Annotated in this window: 12 protein-coding genes and 3 tRNA genes; 9 read left to right on the top strand and 6 right to left on the bottom strand. The window is 62.4% G+C overall.

Annotated elements, in window-relative coordinates; translation table 11 throughout:
* Nucleotides 1-5 precede the first annotated feature (5 nt).
* The 5 genes from GQA94_RS17995 to GQA94_RS17975 all read left to right on the top strand — a co-directional run bounded on the left by GQA94_RS17995 (nucleotide 6) and on the right by GQA94_RS17975 (nucleotide 3,808).
* Entirely contained in the window at nucleotides 6-575 is a 570-nt protein-coding gene (locus GQA94_RS17995; protein WP_158189289.1) for a GNAT family N-acetyltransferase, read from the top strand.
* Nucleotides 576-785: 210 nt separating this feature from the next.
* Complete coding sequence (locus GQA94_RS17990) at nucleotides 786-1,517, top strand: AzlC family ABC transporter permease (RefSeq protein WP_158189288.1); 732 nt, start codon at nucleotides 786-788, stop codon at nucleotides 1,515-1,517.
* A complete protein-coding gene (locus GQA94_RS17985; protein WP_158189287.1) occupies nucleotides 1,499-1,825 on the top strand; it encodes an AzlD domain-containing protein in 327 nt (108 codons plus the stop codon). Before GQA94_RS17990 ends, GQA94_RS17985 begins: the two co-directional genes overlap by 19 nt.
* A 49-nt stretch (nucleotides 1,826-1,874) precedes the next feature.
* Nucleotides 1,875-3,197, top strand: a complete 1,323-nt coding sequence (locus GQA94_RS17980; RefSeq protein WP_158189286.1) for an MFS transporter — start codon at nucleotides 1,875-1,877, stop codon at nucleotides 3,195-3,197.
* Between the two features lie 62 nt (nucleotides 3,198-3,259).
* The gene (locus tag GQA94_RS17975; protein WP_158189285.1) at nucleotides 3,260-3,808 is read left to right on the top strand and encodes a sugar O-acetyltransferase; all 549 of its coding nucleotides are present in this window, start codon (nucleotides 3,260-3,262) and stop codon (nucleotides 3,806-3,808) included.
* A 37-nt stretch (nucleotides 3,809-3,845) separates the two neighbouring features.
* Here GQA94_RS17975 and GQA94_RS17970 read toward each other — a convergent pair whose 3' ends face one another.
* From GQA94_RS17970 to rdgC, 4 genes are all read right to left on the bottom strand, one after another.
* A complete protein-coding gene (locus GQA94_RS17970) occupies nucleotides 3,846-5,126 on the bottom strand; it encodes a hypothetical protein (RefSeq protein ID WP_158189284.1) in 1,281 nt (426 codons plus the stop codon).
* A gap of 233 nt (nucleotides 5,127-5,359) precedes the next feature.
* Complete coding sequence (gene sugE / locus GQA94_RS17965; RefSeq protein WP_158189283.1) at nucleotides 5,360-5,674, bottom strand: quaternary ammonium compound efflux SMR transporter SugE; 315 nt, start codon at nucleotides 5,672-5,674, stop codon at nucleotides 5,360-5,362.
* A 134-nt stretch (nucleotides 5,675-5,808) separates the two neighbouring features.
* Complete coding sequence (locus GQA94_RS17960) at nucleotides 5,809-6,753, bottom strand: bile acid:sodium symporter family protein (protein WP_158189282.1); 945 nt, start codon at nucleotides 6,751-6,753, stop codon at nucleotides 5,809-5,811.
* A gap of 65 nt (nucleotides 6,754-6,818) precedes the next feature.
* Nucleotides 6,819-7,739 (bottom strand): recombination-associated protein RdgC, encoded by a 921-nt coding sequence (gene rdgC, locus GQA94_RS17955; RefSeq protein ID WP_158189281.1) that lies wholly within the window; start codon nucleotides 7,737-7,739, stop codon nucleotides 6,819-6,821.
* Between the two features lie 214 nt (nucleotides 7,740-7,953).
* On the opposite strand from rdgC, the gene GQA94_RS17950 reads away from it, so the two are divergent.
* The 3 genes from GQA94_RS17950 (at nucleotide 7,954) to GQA94_RS17940 (ending at nucleotide 9,111) form a co-directional block, all read left to right on the top strand.
* Nucleotides 7,954-8,029 (top strand) — tRNA-Val (locus GQA94_RS17950).
* A 13-nt stretch (nucleotides 8,030-8,042) separates the two neighbouring features.
* Nucleotides 8,043-8,119: transfer RNA gene (locus GQA94_RS17945), tRNA-Asp, on the top strand.
* 236 nt (nucleotides 8,120-8,355) lie between these two features.
* Nucleotides 8,356-9,111, top strand: coding sequence for an FKBP-type peptidyl-prolyl cis-trans isomerase (locus tag GQA94_RS17940; RefSeq protein ID WP_199270063.1), 756 nt, complete (start codon nucleotides 8,356-8,358; stop codon nucleotides 9,109-9,111).
* Nucleotides 9,112-9,757: 646 nt separating this feature from the next.
* Here GQA94_RS17940 and GQA94_RS17935 read toward each other — a convergent pair.
* Both GQA94_RS17935 and GQA94_RS17930 read right to left on the bottom strand, forming a co-directional pair.
* Nucleotides 9,758-9,833: transfer RNA gene (locus GQA94_RS17935), tRNA-Asn, on the bottom strand.
* A gap of 51 nt (nucleotides 9,834-9,884) precedes the next feature.
* On the bottom strand, nucleotides 9,885-11,081 hold the full coding sequence (locus GQA94_RS17930) for an amino acid aminotransferase (protein WP_158189280.1): 1,197 nt from the start codon (nucleotides 11,079-11,081) through the stop codon (nucleotides 9,885-9,887).
* Nucleotides 11,082-11,420: 339 nt separating this feature from the next.
* On the opposite strand from GQA94_RS17930, the gene uvrB reads away from it, so the two are divergent.
* On the top strand, nucleotides 11,421-13,436 hold the full coding sequence (gene uvrB, locus GQA94_RS17925; protein ID WP_158189279.1) for an excinuclease ABC subunit UvrB: 2,016 nt from the start codon (nucleotides 11,421-11,423) through the stop codon (nucleotides 13,434-13,436).
* Nucleotides 13,437-13,497: the final 61 nt, after the last annotated feature.

Below are 13,497 nucleotides of genomic sequence, written 5' to 3'. Positions count from 1 at the left end.
CTTCGATGTTCACGCCGCGCCCGGTCACATTGCACAGAGGCGCCTTGCGCCTGGAGCCGCTTGCAGAAACCGACATCCCGGCGCTGGTGGAACTCGCCGGACGCAACTGCGATGAGCTTATTTACCTGAACGGGCCCCTGCGCCCGGATTGGTACCGTTCCGCCCTCAGCGATCAGCGCAATGGGTTGGCCGTGGCATTCACCCTGCGCATGGGCGAGCGTATCGTCGGGACCACGCGCTTTGCCGATTTCAACCCGTCGCTGCCGGCCGGCGAACTCGGCTGGACCTGGTTGGACAAAGCCGAGCATGGGACCGGTTTGAACACCTCGATCAAATACCTGTTGCTCAGGCACGCCTTCGAAGAATGGCAACTGGTGCGCCTGCAATTGAAGACAGCGGCCAGCAACCTGCGCTCGCAGCGCGCCATCGAAAAACTGGGTGCCCAGCGTGAGGGCGTGCTCCGCAACCATCGTCGCCTCGCCGATGGGCGCTTGGACGATACCGTTCTGTACAGCATCACGGACCGCGACTGGCCGGCCGTCAAGGAGGCACTGGAGGCCCGCGCGATCGGCTGACGCCCGGGCGCGTCGATCGGTCCGTTCGGTTTGGCCAGGGTCGGGCGCAGCCACGTCCGTCGCCGTCGAGCCCCAACATAGGGTAATGTCTGTCGTTTCCACGGGCGGATCGTCCCGCGGTCATCAGTCTGTCGTTATCTCGCCCTACGCTCCGCCGCAACGGCGGTGCGTAGCGTTTCATCGTCTGCGGTGCATACCTAAGGAGCCTTGATGTCCCGCTCGCAGGAATTCTTGCATGGTTGTCGCGATATTCTCCCGCTGATCGTCGGCGCGATTCCCTTCGGGATCATCTTCGGTACGCTCTCGATTGGCGCCGGGCTTTCAACCTGGCAGACCATCGGCATGTCGGCACTGGTGTTCGCCGGCTCTGCCCAATTCATTGCCATCACCTTGATGACCGGTGGCGTGGGCGCGGCCGTGGTGTTGCTGACGACCTTCGTAGTCAACCTGCGCCATGCGCTGTACAGCGCGGCGTTGCAGCCGTTCGTGCGGCATCTGTCGAGTCGTTGGCGGGTACCGTTGGCCTTCTGGCTGACCGATGAAGCCTTCGCCGTCATCCAGCACCGCTATGCCAGCGATGATTGCTCGCCCCACAAGCACTGGTTCTTCCTCGGCGCGGCGCTGACCATGTACCTGAGCTGGCAACTGGCGACCCTGGCCGGCATAGCCTTCGGCCAGGCGGTTCCGGACGTGGCCAGTTGGGGCCTTGATTTCGCCATGATCGCGACCTTCATCGGCATCGCCGTGCCGATGATGCGCACCCGCCCCCAGGTGGCTTCAGCACTCGTGGCCGCTGTCGTGGCGCTGCTGACCTGGACGTTGCCCTACAAACTCGGCCTGATCGCGGCAGCGTTGGCCGGTATCGTGGTGGGCGTCTGGCTCGAACGACGCGCGGAGCACCGCAAGCATGAGGAGGCAAGCCCATGCAAACCTGGCTGTTGATCCTCGGCATGCTGGTGATCACCTTCGTCATTCGCTACAGCTTCTTCGCCTGGCCAGACCTGCGCTTTCCGCGACTGGTGGAACAGGGGCTGCACTACGTGCCGGTCGCGGTGCTGACCGCCATCGTTGTGCCGGGCATGCTGATGCCGCAGGGCGAGTGGGCGCTGGACTGGCGCAATGCCTATTTGCTGGCCGGTGTGCTGGCCATCCTGATCGCGGCGCTCAGCCGCAACCTGCTGGGCACCATCGCGGGCGGGTTGCTGAGTTTCTTCCTCCTGCGCTGGGCGTTCGGGCAGTTACCGCTGTGAGTCTGGCAGCGACACCCATCGGTGATGACGATGACAGTGGAGGTCGGCAATGACGCAGCATTCCCAGTTCCGCCTGCTCGGTACACGGCGCTTCCTGCCGTTCTTCCTGACGCAGTTGCTCGGCGCTTTCAACGACAACGTGTTCAAGCAGGCGCTGGTGCTGGCGATCCTTTACCGACTCGGCACCACCGCCGACGTCAGTTTGCTGGTGAATCTCTGTGCACTGTTGTTCATCCTGCCGTTCTTCCTGTTCTCCGCGCTCGGCGGGCAGTTTGGCGAAAAGTACGAGAAGGCCTGGCTGATTCGCCGGATCAAGTTCGCCGAAATTCTGATCATGTTGGCCGGTGCAGCGGGGATGTGGCTGGGCAATCTTCCGTTGCTGCTGGCCGTGCTGTTCTGCATGGGCACCCAGTCGGCGCTGTTCGGGCCGGTGAAATACTCGATTTTGCCGCAGCAATTGCGCACCGATGAGCTGGTCGGCGGGAATGCGCTGGTGGAGATGGGCACGTTTCTGGCCATTCTCGGCGGCACCATCGCAGCGGGGGTTCTGATGGGCTACGCCGACTATGCCTTGTGGGTGTCGCTGGCCGTCGTGCTGCTGGCGCTGATCGGCTTTCTGGCCAGCCGGGCGATTCCACCGTCGTCGGCGGCACTGCCGGGCCTGCGTCTGGACTGGAACCTGCTGCGTCAGTCGCTGCAGATCATGCGGTTGGGGCTGGGGCAGGAGCGTGCCGTCTCCCGGGCCATGGTCGGCAATTCCTGGTTCTGGTTTCTCGGTGCGGTGTACCTGACGCAGATTCCCGCGTTTTCCCGTGACTTGCTACACGGCGACGAAGGCGTGGTCACGTTGATCCTGGCGGTGTTCTCCATTGGCATTGCGCTGGGCTCGATGCTCTGCGAGCGGCTATCGCGCCACCGCGTGGAAATGGGGCTGGTGCCGCTGGGCTCGCTCGGCCTGACCTTGTTCGGCGTCCTGCTGTGGTGGCACGCCACCGGCGTACCGCAGGTCGGCGGGACCCGCGACTGGGTGGCGTTGCTGGCTGAGCCTGGTGCCTGGTGGGTGCTGGTCGACATCATGGCGCTGGGCACCTTCGGCGGGCTCTATATTGTCCCGTTGTACGCGCTGATCCAGTCGCGCACCGCGCTGGAGGAACGCTCCAGGGTGGTGGCGGCGAACAATATCCTCAATGCGCTGTTCATGGTGGGCTCGGCGATCTTCGCCATCGTGCTGCTCACGGTCGTCGGGTTGTCGATACCGCAGCTGTTTCTCGCCGTGGCGATGCTCAATGTGCTGGTGGCCGGCTGGATTTTCACATCGGTGCCGGAGTTCGCCTCGCGCTTTCGCCTCTGGCTCATCGGTACGACATCCTAGCGAGCGGTTCGCGCCGCCGTCCGGTCGAATGACGGGTGCGGATTATTCGATGGAGTCAGGCCATGCCCATGAGTGAGAAAGAAAAAATGCTTGCCGGTGAGTTGTACCAACCGGGCGACCCCCAACTGCAGGCCGATCACGCCGCGGCCAAGGCGTGGATGGCGCGTTATAACGCCGCGCTCGCTGAAACGCCGACGGCGCGGCGGGAATTGCTGGCGCAGCTGTTGGGGAGCGTGGGCCGTAACGCGGTCGTGCGGCCGCCGTTTCACTGTGATTACGGCTACAACATTCACCTGGGCGACGAGGTGTTCCTCAACTTCAATTGCGTGATCCTGGACGTAGTCGAGGTGCGCATCGGTGCCGGCACGCAGATAGGACCGGCCGTACAGATCTACGCGGCGGACCATCCTCGCGAGGCGGAGCAGCGCCGCAGCGGTCTCGAGTTTGGTCGTCCTGTAGTCATTGGTGAGCACGTGTGGATCGGCGGTGGCGCGATCATCCTGCCGGGCGTGACCATCGGCGACAACGCCCTCGTCGGCGCGGGCAGTGTAGTGACGCGTGACGTGCCAGCGGGTGCCACGGTCATGGGCAATCCGGCGCGTAGTCGCTAGAGGGCAGCCAGCCAGGCGGCTGACTGCCCGTACGGCGTTACTGCTGGGTGATGATCGCCATGTTCCCCGAGCCCATCTGCGAGACCACGGCGGAGTTGGCGATACCGCTCTGGTCGAGCATCGCCTGGTTGGCGATGCCGCCCTGCAGGACCTGCGCCAGATGCCCTTCGCCAGTCTGGATCAGGCTGACGTCGTTATCGGAGCCGTAGATCTGCTGGATATCGGCCACGTTGAGGTCGCCGTCCTGCATCAGGTCCAGCCGATTGTTGTCGCCATGGCTGGAGCCGGTCAGCTCGTTGCCATTGCCGCGCTGTTCGGCGGTGAGCAGGTTGTCCGCACCGTCCTGGGCGAACGCCAGAGCGTGATGGCCGCCCCGTTGCGTGACGTAGGCCTGGTTGTACTCGCCGGCTTGCTGGAGCGAAGCGGTCTGGAAGCTGCCGTCAAGCTGGTCGAGCGTGACGTAATTGTGGCTGCCGTCCTGCGCGGCGTGCGCGCTGTTGGCTTCGCCATCCTGGAAAATATCAGCGCTGTTGGACGTGCCGACCTGGTGGATCGAGGCGGTTTGCAGGCTGCCGCTCTGGTCGATGTACGCCTCGTTCATCAGGCCCGTGGACTGGATGTCGGCGGTGTGCCGCGAACCCGCTTGCATCACCGATGCGACCTGCAGGTCGCCTTGTTGGACGATCTCGACGCCCGAATCGTAGGCGTTCACCTGATAGAGCGTCGCATCGTTGCCGTTGCCACGCTGCTCGACGAGCCCGTCGTTGCGCGCGCCGCCTTCCTGCCATACCAGCGAGACGTTGTCGTCGCCGACCTGCCGCTGCTCGGCGAGGCTGGACTCGGTGCCGCTCTGAATGGTTTCGGCGTAGTTGTCGTTGCCGTCCTGCTCGGTCACTGCCGCACTCAGATCGGATGCGGTCTGCTCAGTGATGGCGCTGTTGTAACCGCCGTCCTGGTACTGGCGGGCGCTGCTGCCAAACGCGTCGTTCTGGACGATGCGGGCGTCGTGGTTGTCGCCCTGCTGCAGCTGGATCGCTTCGCTCTGCCCGCTGGCGTTCTGCTCGATATCTGCCAGGTTCGCATTGCCGGTCTGGGTCTGAACGGCGTCCGATGACGTTGCCTGCTGCTGGCTTACCCTCGCGTCGTTGCTGGCGCCGATCTGAGATTGATAGGACAGGTTGTCCTGGCCGCCGGTCTGGGTCACTTGAGCAATATTGTCGGCACCGGACTGGTGCTGCTCGGCGCTGTGCTGGTCGGCGTTTGCCTGGGTGGCCAGGACTGCGATGATGGCGGCTGCGAGGGGCTTGCACTTGAACATGTCGTCTCTCCATGGATGTGGGATGCGGACGCTCCTGGCTGCGGCGGCGAGCGGGTTTCGCCGCCGTTACTGCATGGTCAGTCCTGGAACTTAGCCGAGTCTAGGAGTGGCTCGTGACAAATAAGTGTCGCTTGGCTTGCATGCTGACGGATTTATGGCGCGCGCGGGGCGGTGGCGATGCGGCAGGGCGAAGCGAGGAGGCGATCGACGGTGCCGACCGCCTCCTCGCGGGCTCAATGGCTGAGTTTCAGCCCTGCCAGGCCGATACAGATCAGCAGCACGCTGCCCACACGCAGCAGGCTGAGCGTTTCCCCAAAGAGGATAATGCCGGCGATCACCGTGCCCACGGCGCCGATACCGGTCCAGATCGCGTAGGCGGTCCCGAGTGGCAATTGCTTCATGGCCAGGCCGAGCAGCGCAACGCTGATCAGCATCGCCAGAATGGTCAGTGCGGTAGGTATCGGGCGGCTGAAGCCCTCGGTGAATTTCAGGCCGATGGCCCACCCGATTTCGAACAGGCCGGCAAGAAAAAGAACGATCCAGGACATGGACACCTCGATGGGACGGAAAGAAGGCGGGGCCGTCCCCAGGTGTTCCAAGCGGTCTGGGGTCGTCCCCAGAGCGGGCTATTGTGCACAGCGAAAAGGTCCGGGCAAGTGCACCGGACCAATGGACGGCGAGGTCAGCCGTCGTCTCGGCTGGTGTCCTTCATGCGCCGATAGACGGTTGCCAGCAGCGCGCCGGAAAGGTTGTGCCAGACGCTGAACAGCGCGCTGGGCACCGCCGCGAGCGGCGAAAAGTGGGCGCTGGCGAGGGCCGCGCCCAGTCCCGAGTTCTGCATGCCGACTTCGATCGACAATGTCTTTCGCTGCGCGAGTGGCAGCCCGAACACGCGCCCGACAAAGTAGCCGATGCCAAGCCCCAGGCTGTTGTGCAGCACCACCACGGCCATGATCAACAGGCCCGACTCGGCGATCCTTGCCTGACTGGCCGCAACCACCGCCGCGACGATGATCACGATGCTGACCACCGAGACCAGGGGAAGCACTTCGACCACCTGGTGCACACGGCTGCCCAGCAAGCGCCGCGCAACCAGGCCGAGGGCGATCGGCAGCAGAACGATCTGCACGATCGACATGAACAATGCGCCGAAATCCACCGGCAGCCAGGCCGATGCCAACAGCCAGATCAGGGCCGGGGTCACCAGTGGCGCGAGCAACGTGGTCACTGCGGTGATCGCCACTGAAAGCGCCACGTCACCCCGTGAGAACCAGGCGATCACGTTGGAGGCGGTGCCGCCAGGGCAGCACCCGACCAGAATCACACCGACCGCGATTTCCGCTGGCAGTCCCAGCAGTTGGCAAAGCAGCCACGCCAGGGCCGGCATGATCATGAATTGCGCCCCGACGCCCAGGGCCACCCAAAGCGGGCGCCGCGCGACCTCGGCGAAATCCGCCGCCTTCAAGGTCAGCCCCATGCCGAACATGATCAACCCGAGCAGGGGGACGATCCAGGCGGTGGCCGGTAGAAACCAGCTCGGCTGGAAGAAGGCGAGGATCGCGAACAGCAGCACCCAGAGGGCGAAGGTGTTGCCGACAAAGCGGCTGAGGGCGGCGAGGGCACGCATCGGTGGTTTACCTTAATGACAGGGTGGGCGCGCCGCCAGCCGGAACGGGCGCCGCGCGAGGCAGTTTAGATGCCCTGCGGAATTTCCTCACCGCCCAGTGCTTCGAACAGCGCCGGCAGGAACTCACCGAAGGTCAGCATCATCAGCAGGAAGCTCGCATCCTGCTGGCCGAGGTCGTCGTCGCCACCGTCCTGTTCGGCCTGATCCTGGAGCAATTCCTCGAAACGCAGTCGCTTGATCACCAGCTTGTCGTCGAGTACGAAGGACAGCTTGTCCTGCCAGCCCAGCGAAAGCTGAGTGACCTGCTTGCCGACTTCCAGATGTTGCTGGATTTCATCGCTGGTGAGGTCCTGGCGCTTGCAGCGCACCACACCGCCGTCTTCATGGGTGTCACGCAGCTCGCACTCGTCGAGCACGAAGAAATCGTCTGCCGCTTTCTGCGTCTTCACCCAGTCGGTCATGGTGGCGGACGGCGCGATCTTCACGGTCAACGGGCGCACCGGCAGCGAGCCAATGGCTTCACGCAACGTCGAAAGCAGGTCTTCGGCGCGCTTGGGGCTGGAGGCGTCGACCAGGATCAGACCCTGTTCCGGCGCGATGGCGGCGAAGGTGCCGGACTTGCGAATGAAGGCGCGCGGCAGGAAGGCCTGGATGATGTCGTCCTTGAGCTGATCGCGCTCCTTCTTGTACACCTTTCGCATCTGCTCGTTTTCAATCTCGTCGACCTTTTCCTTCAGCGCGTCCTTGACCACGCTGCCGGGCAGGATGCGTTCTTCCTTGCGTGTGGAAATCAGCAGAAAGCCCTGGCTGGCATGCACCAATGGCGCGTCTGCACCCTTGCCGAAAGGTGCGACGAAACCGTAGGTGCTCAGTTCCTGGCTGGCGCAGGGGCGGGCGGGCTTGGCGGCCAATGCGGCTTCAAGTGTCTCAACATCGAAAGGGACGTTTTGAGTGAGACGGTAAACGAGCAGGTTGCGAAACCACATGGCGATTAAAACTCCGGTAAAAGCAAAGGGCGCATTATTCCCGTCCCGGCAACCTAGGCCAACCCTGCCGAGGCGCAATGCCGATGGAAACCGCAAAAACGGCCAATAAACAGAGGGGATCCTAAGTCTTTGTAAGTTCTTCAATTTTTTTTTCAAAAGGGGCTTGCCAAGGTCCTGAACCCTCTCTAGAATGCGCCCCACTTCGAGAGCAAACGGGTGATTAGCTCAGCTGGGAGAGCATCTGCCTTACAAGCAGAGGGTCGGCGGTTCGATCCCGTCATCACCCACCACTCGAGGTTTAGCGCAGCGGTAGTTCAGTCGGTTAGAATACCGGCCTGTCACGCCGGGGGTCGCGGGTTCGAGTCCCGTCCGCTGCGCCATATTAGCCATCAAGGACCACTGAACGCCTTGATAGCACGAAGAAAGCGACCTTAGGGTCGCTTTTTTTTTGCGCTCGATTTCATCATCCGGATCTTTATTCGTTTCGTGCGGCACTTCTTCACTTTGCATTGTCTTTACCTATTACCGTGGCGTGCTCGGTAGCCACTGTCTGAGGTGGCTGTTAAGCTCCGGCAATTATCTTGCTTCACCTCTTACGCGTAATTAAGGAAACAGAATGAGACATCATCGTTTGGCGTCGGCAATAGCCCTGGTTGGCCTGGTGCTGGCGGGCTGTGATTCGGAAACCAGCGCCAAGCTGGAAACCCCGGCGCAAAAAGCCTCCTACGGTATCGGCTTGAACATGGGCAAGAGTCTTGCTCAGGAAGGCATGGCCGATCTCGACTCGAACGCGGTTGCGCAGGGTATCGACGACGCGATCGGCAAGAAAGAGCAGAAGCTGACCGATGAAGAGTTGATGGAGGCCTTTGCCTACCTGCAAACCCGTGCCGAAGAGCGCATGGTCGAGATGAACAAGGAGGCCGTTGCGGCTGGCAAGAAGTTCCTCGAAGAAAACGCCAAGCGTGAAGGCGTCAAGACCACCGAATCCGGCCTGCAGTACGAAGTGGTCAAGGCCGCCGAGGGTCCTCAGCCCGGCACGGACGATATCGTCACCGTTCATTATGAAGGCAGTCTGACTGACGGAACGGTCTTCGATAGTTCGATCAAGCGTGGCGCTCCGATCGACCTGCCTGTCGGCGGTGTCATTCCAGGTTGGGTCGAAGGTCTGCAACTGATGCACGTCGGCGAGAAATACAAACTGTATATCCCGAGCGAGCTGGCATACGGGGAGCAGAGCCCGAGTCCGCTGATTCCGGCCAACTCGGTGCTGGTCTTCGATCTGGAACTGTTGGGCATCAAGGGCGAAGAGGGCGACGCGGCACCTGCCGCAGAAGCCGAGCCCGAGGCTGCTGAACAGGCCCCTGGACAGTAATCGTTCAGTGGTACCGAAAACGCCCCGCCAATGCGGGGCGTTTTCGTTTCGGGCTGACCTGGACTCGACTGCGCAGCAGAACGCGCTTCAGCGCGGCCCCGAAGGGGTGAGGCTTGCCGAATAACCTGGGGCAGTGTCCCTGGAGAGAGTCCGGCAGCAACAAAAAGCCCCAGGTTTTCACCTGAGGCTTGAGTTTGGCTCCGCGACCTGGACTCGACTGCGCAGCAGAACGCGCTTCAGCGCGGCCCCGAAGGGGTGAGGCTTGCCGAATAACCTGGGACAGCGCCCCTGGAGAGAGTCCGGCAGCAACAAAAAAGCCCCAGGTTCACCTGAGGCTTTGAAGTTGGCTCCGCGACCTGGACTCGACTGCGCAGCAGAACGCGCTTCAGCGCGGCCCCGAAGGGGTGAGGCTTGCCGAATAACCCGGGACAGCGTCCCTGGAGAGAGTCCGGCAACAACAAAAAAGCCCCAGGTTTTCACCTGAGGCTTTGAAGTTGGCTCCGCGACCTGGACTCGACTGCGCAGCAGAACGCGCTTTAGCGCGGCCCCGAAGGGGTGAGGCTTGCCGAATAACCTGGGACAGTGTCCCTGGAGAGAGTCCGGCAGCAACAAAAAAGCCCCAGGTTTTCACCTGAGGCTTTGAAGTTGGCTCCGCGACCTGGACTCGAACCAGGGACCCAATGATTAACAGTCATTTGCTCTACCGACTGAGCTATCGCGGAACAGCGGTGCGTATCCTACTGTTTACAAAAGGGAAGTCAAGCCCTGGCGAATCACAGTACCTGCACGATGGCGTCGGTTACATGATCCAGATTATGGCGGTTCAATGCCGCTGCGCAGATACGGCCGGTGCCGATGGCGTAGACACCGAATTCGACGCGCAGGCGTTCCACTTGAGCCGTCGTGAGGCCGGAGTAGGAGAACATGCCGCGCTGCTTGGCCACGAAGCTGAAGTCTTGCCTGGCGCCTTTCTCGGCCAGTTGACGCACCATGCTCAGGCGCATGTCGTGGATGCGGGTGCGCATCTCGCCCAGTTCGGTTTCCCACATGGCGCGCAGTTCCGGGCTGTTCAATACGGCCGAGATCACGGTCGCGCCATGGGTGGGCGGATTGGAGTAGTTGGTGCGGATCACGCGTTTGATCTGCGACAGCACGCGCGCGGATTCCTCGCGGCTCTGGGTGACCATCGACAGCGCGCCGACGCGCTCGCCATACAGCGAGAACGACTTGGAGAACGAACTGGACACGAAGAAGCTCATGCCTGAGTCGGCGAACAGGCGAACGGCGGCCGCGTCTTCTTCGATGCTGTCGCCAAAGCCCTGGTAGGCGATGTCGATGAAGGGCACGTGATCGTTGGCGCGCAGCACCTCGAGAATCTGCTTCCAGTCTTCGGTTTGCAGGTCTACCCCGGTCGGGTTGTGGCAGCAGGCATGCAGCACGACGATCGAGCGCGGCGGCAGGTTCTTAAGGTCTTCCAGCATTCCGGCACGGTCGATTCCATGGCTCGCCGCATCGTAGTAGCTGTAATTGCGCACCGCAAAGCCGGCGGACTCGAACAGAGCGCGGTGGTTTTCCCAGCTCGGGTTGGTGATGGCCACCACGGCATCGGGCAGGATGCGCTTGAGGAAATCAGCACCGATTTTCAATGCGCCGGTACCGCCCAGGGCCTGGGTGGTCACCACGCGTCCGTCGGCGACCAGCGCTGAGTCTGCGCCGAACAGCAGACCCTGAACGGCCATGTCGTAGCTGGCGATGCCCTCGATGGGCAGGTAGCCGCGTGGCGCATTCAGCTCCAGGCGCGCCATTTCGGCGGCTGCCACGGCGCGCAGCAGGGGAATCCGGCCTTCTTCGTTGTAATAGACACCAACGCCCAGGTTGACCTTGTTCGGCCGCGTGTCGGCATTGAAGGCTTCATTGAGGCCGAGGATCGGATCGCGCGGCGCCATTTCGACAGCGGAGAACAAACTCATGATGGGGAGGCTCGAAGAGAAGGAGGTGAATGAAACAACACCCTCGCTTCGCGCGCAGGGCGGTGCGCAAACGGGGCAAGAGTATAACGGTCCTGACCCTTCGTCGCGATATGCTAGGTTGGTTTTTCTGATGGGGCGGGGCTGTTTTTTTCGTCGTTCGGGCCGGCTCGATTGCGCGTTGCCGAACGGTGCCGCACTTGATATCCGGTGCGCCGACCGCATTGAAGGGCAGCGTACGGTCTGTACAGGGCACCGGGATCGGCAATCCCGATACGAGGCTGCCGGAGACGCCCCATCGCTCGGCTTTCGAGTGGCGGCTTGCAATCATGAGAGGTCGATATGTCGCAGTTCGAATTGGTCACGCGTTTCAAGCCCGCCGGTGACCAGCCTGAAGCCATTCGGCAGATGATCGAAGGGATCGAGGCAGGCTTGTCGCACCAGACGCTGCTGGGCGTGACGGGCTCCGGCAAGACGTTCAGCATTGCCAATGTGATTGCCCATGTGCAGCGGCCCACGCTGGTGCTGGCGCCGAACAAGACGCTGGCTGCCCAGCTGTATGGGGAATTCAAGGCATTCTTCCCGAACAATGCGGTGGAGTATTTCGTCTCCTATTACGATTATTACCAGCCGGAAGCCTACGTGCCCTCGTCCGACACCTTCATCGAGAAGGATGCGTCGATCAACGATCACATCGAACAGATGCGCCTGTCCGCGACCAAGGCGTTGCTGGAGCGGCCGGACGCGATCATCGTCACCACCGTGTCCTGCATCTACGGTCTGGGCGATCCGCAGTCGTACCTGAAGATGGTGTTGCACGTCGACCGCGGCGACCGCCTCGATCAGCGCGAGCTGCTGCGCCGTCTCACCGGGCTGCAATACACGCGCAACGACATGGATTTCGCGCGGGCCACGTTCCGTGTTCGCGGCGACGTCATCGATATCTTTCCCGCCGAATCGGACCTGGAAGCGGTGCGCATCGAGCTGTTCGACGACGAGGTGGAGAGCCTGTCCGCGTTCGATCCGCTGACCGGCGAGGTGATCCGTAAATTGCCGCGTTTCACCTTCTACCCCAAGAGCCACTACGTGACTCCGCGCGACACGCTGTTGGACGCCATCGAGAACATCAAGCTCGAGCTCAAGGACCGTCTCGATTATCTGCGCGCCAATAACAAGCTGGTCGAGGCGCAACGGCTGGAGCAACGGACCCGTTTCGATCTGGAAATGATCATGGAGCTGGGTTATTGCAACGGCATCGAGAACTACTCGCGCTACCTTTCGGGACGCGCGTCGGGCGAGGCGCCGCCGACGCTTTATGACTACCTACCGGCCGATGCGTTGCTGGTTATCGACGAATCTCACGTCAGCGTGCCGCAGGTCGGCGCCATGTATAAAGGCGACCGCTCGCGCAAGGAGACACTGGTCGAATACGGCTTCCGCCTGCCATCGGCACTGGATAACCGACCCATGCGCTTCGATGAATGGGAGGCCATCAGCCCGCAGACCATCTTCGTCTCGGCGACACCGGGCCCCTATGAAGCGGAACACTCCGGACGCGTCATCGAGCAGGTGGTGCGTCCAACCGGGCTGGTCGATCCGCAGATCGAGGTGCGGCCGGCGCTGACGCAGGTCGACGATCTGCTGTCGGAGATCAACAAGTGCGTAGCCAAGGAAGAACGGGTGCTGGTGACGACGCTGACCAAGCGGATGGCCGAAGACCTGACCGATTATCTGGGCGATCACGGGGTTCGGGTCCGCTACCTGCATTCGGATATCGATACGGTCGAGCGCGTCGAAATCATCCGTGACCTGCGTCTGGGTGTGTTCGACGTCCTGGTCGGGATCAACCTGCTGCGTGAGGGGTTGGACATGCCGGAGGTATCGCTCGTCGCGATCCTCGATGCGGACAAGGAGGGCTTCCTGCGTTCGGAGCGCTCGCTGATCCAGACCATTGGCCGCGCGGCGCGTAATCTCAATGGTCGGGCCATTCTCTACGCCGACAACATGACCGGCTCGATGGAGAGGGCCATCGGCGAGACCGAGCGGCGGCGCAACAAGCAGATCGCGTTCAACGAGGCCCATGGAATCGTTCCGCAGGGCGTGTTCAAGGATGTTCAGGACATTCTTGAGGGAGCCACCGTGCCCGGCTCGCGCAGCAAGAAGCGCCGCGGCGAGGCGAAGGCGGCGGAGGAGGCCGCTCGGTACGAAAACGAGCTGCGCTCGCCGAGCGAAATCACCAAGCGGATTCGTCAGTTGGAAGAGAAGATGCTTGCCTATGCGCGTGACCTGGAGTTCGAGGCCGCCGCGCAGACCCGAGACGAGATCCACAAGCTACGCGAGCGCCTGCTGCAGGTTTGACGGGCCTGCCACCGGCGCGCGGCGTGCAGCGCGACCCCATCGCCTTGCCGCCGACGTTCTG

The sequence above is a fragment of the Stutzerimonas stutzeri genome (genome assembly GCF_009789555.1).
Classification (GTDB): domain Bacteria; phylum Pseudomonadota; class Gammaproteobacteria; order Pseudomonadales; family Pseudomonadaceae; genus Stutzerimonas; species Stutzerimonas stutzeri_R.
This window is presented reverse-complemented; position numbering and strand designations above follow the sequence as displayed.

Excerpts from the sequence above, each read along its gene's own strand:
- uvrB (WP_158189279.1), top strand. The coding sequence starts at position 11,421 with ATGTCGCAGTTCGAATTGGTCACGCGTTTCAAGCCCGCCGGTGACCAG.
- GQA94_RS17990 (WP_158189288.1), top strand. The coding sequence starts at position 786 with ATGTCCCGCTCGCAGGAATTCTTGCATGGTTGTCGCGATATTCTCCCG.
- sugE (WP_158189283.1), bottom strand. The coding sequence starts at position 5,674 with ATGTCCTGGATCGTTCTTTTTCTTGCCGGCCTGTTCGAAATCGGGTGG.
- GQA94_RS17995 (WP_158189289.1), top strand. The coding sequence starts at position 6 with ATGTTCACGCCGCGCCCGGTCACATTGCACAGAGGCGCCTTGCGCCTG.
- GQA94_RS17980 (WP_158189286.1), top strand. The coding sequence starts at position 1,875 with ATGACGCAGCATTCCCAGTTCCGCCTGCTCGGTACACGGCGCTTCCTG.
- GQA94_RS17970 (WP_158189284.1), bottom strand. The coding sequence starts at position 5,126 with ATGTTCAAGTGCAAGCCCCTCGCAGCCGCCATCATCGCAGTCCTGGCC.
- GQA94_RS17985 (WP_158189287.1), top strand. The coding sequence starts at position 1,499 with ATGCAAACCTGGCTGTTGATCCTCGGCATGCTGGTGATCACCTTCGTC.
- GQA94_RS17930 (WP_158189280.1), bottom strand. The coding sequence starts at position 11,081 with ATGAGTTTGTTCTCCGCTGTCGAAATGGCGCCGCGCGATCCGATCCTC.
- GQA94_RS17960 (WP_158189282.1), bottom strand. The coding sequence starts at position 6,753 with ATGCGTGCCCTCGCCGCCCTCAGCCGCTTTGTCGGCAACACCTTCGCC.
- GQA94_RS17975 (WP_158189285.1), top strand. The coding sequence starts at position 3,260 with ATGCCCATGAGTGAGAAAGAAAAAATGCTTGCCGGTGAGTTGTACCAA.
- GQA94_RS17940 (WP_199270063.1), top strand. The coding sequence starts at position 8,356 with ATGAGACATCATCGTTTGGCGTCGGCAATAGCCCTGGTTGGCCTGGTG.
- rdgC (WP_158189281.1), bottom strand. The coding sequence starts at position 7,739 with ATGTGGTTTCGCAACCTGCTCGTTTACCGTCTCACTCAAAACGTCCCT.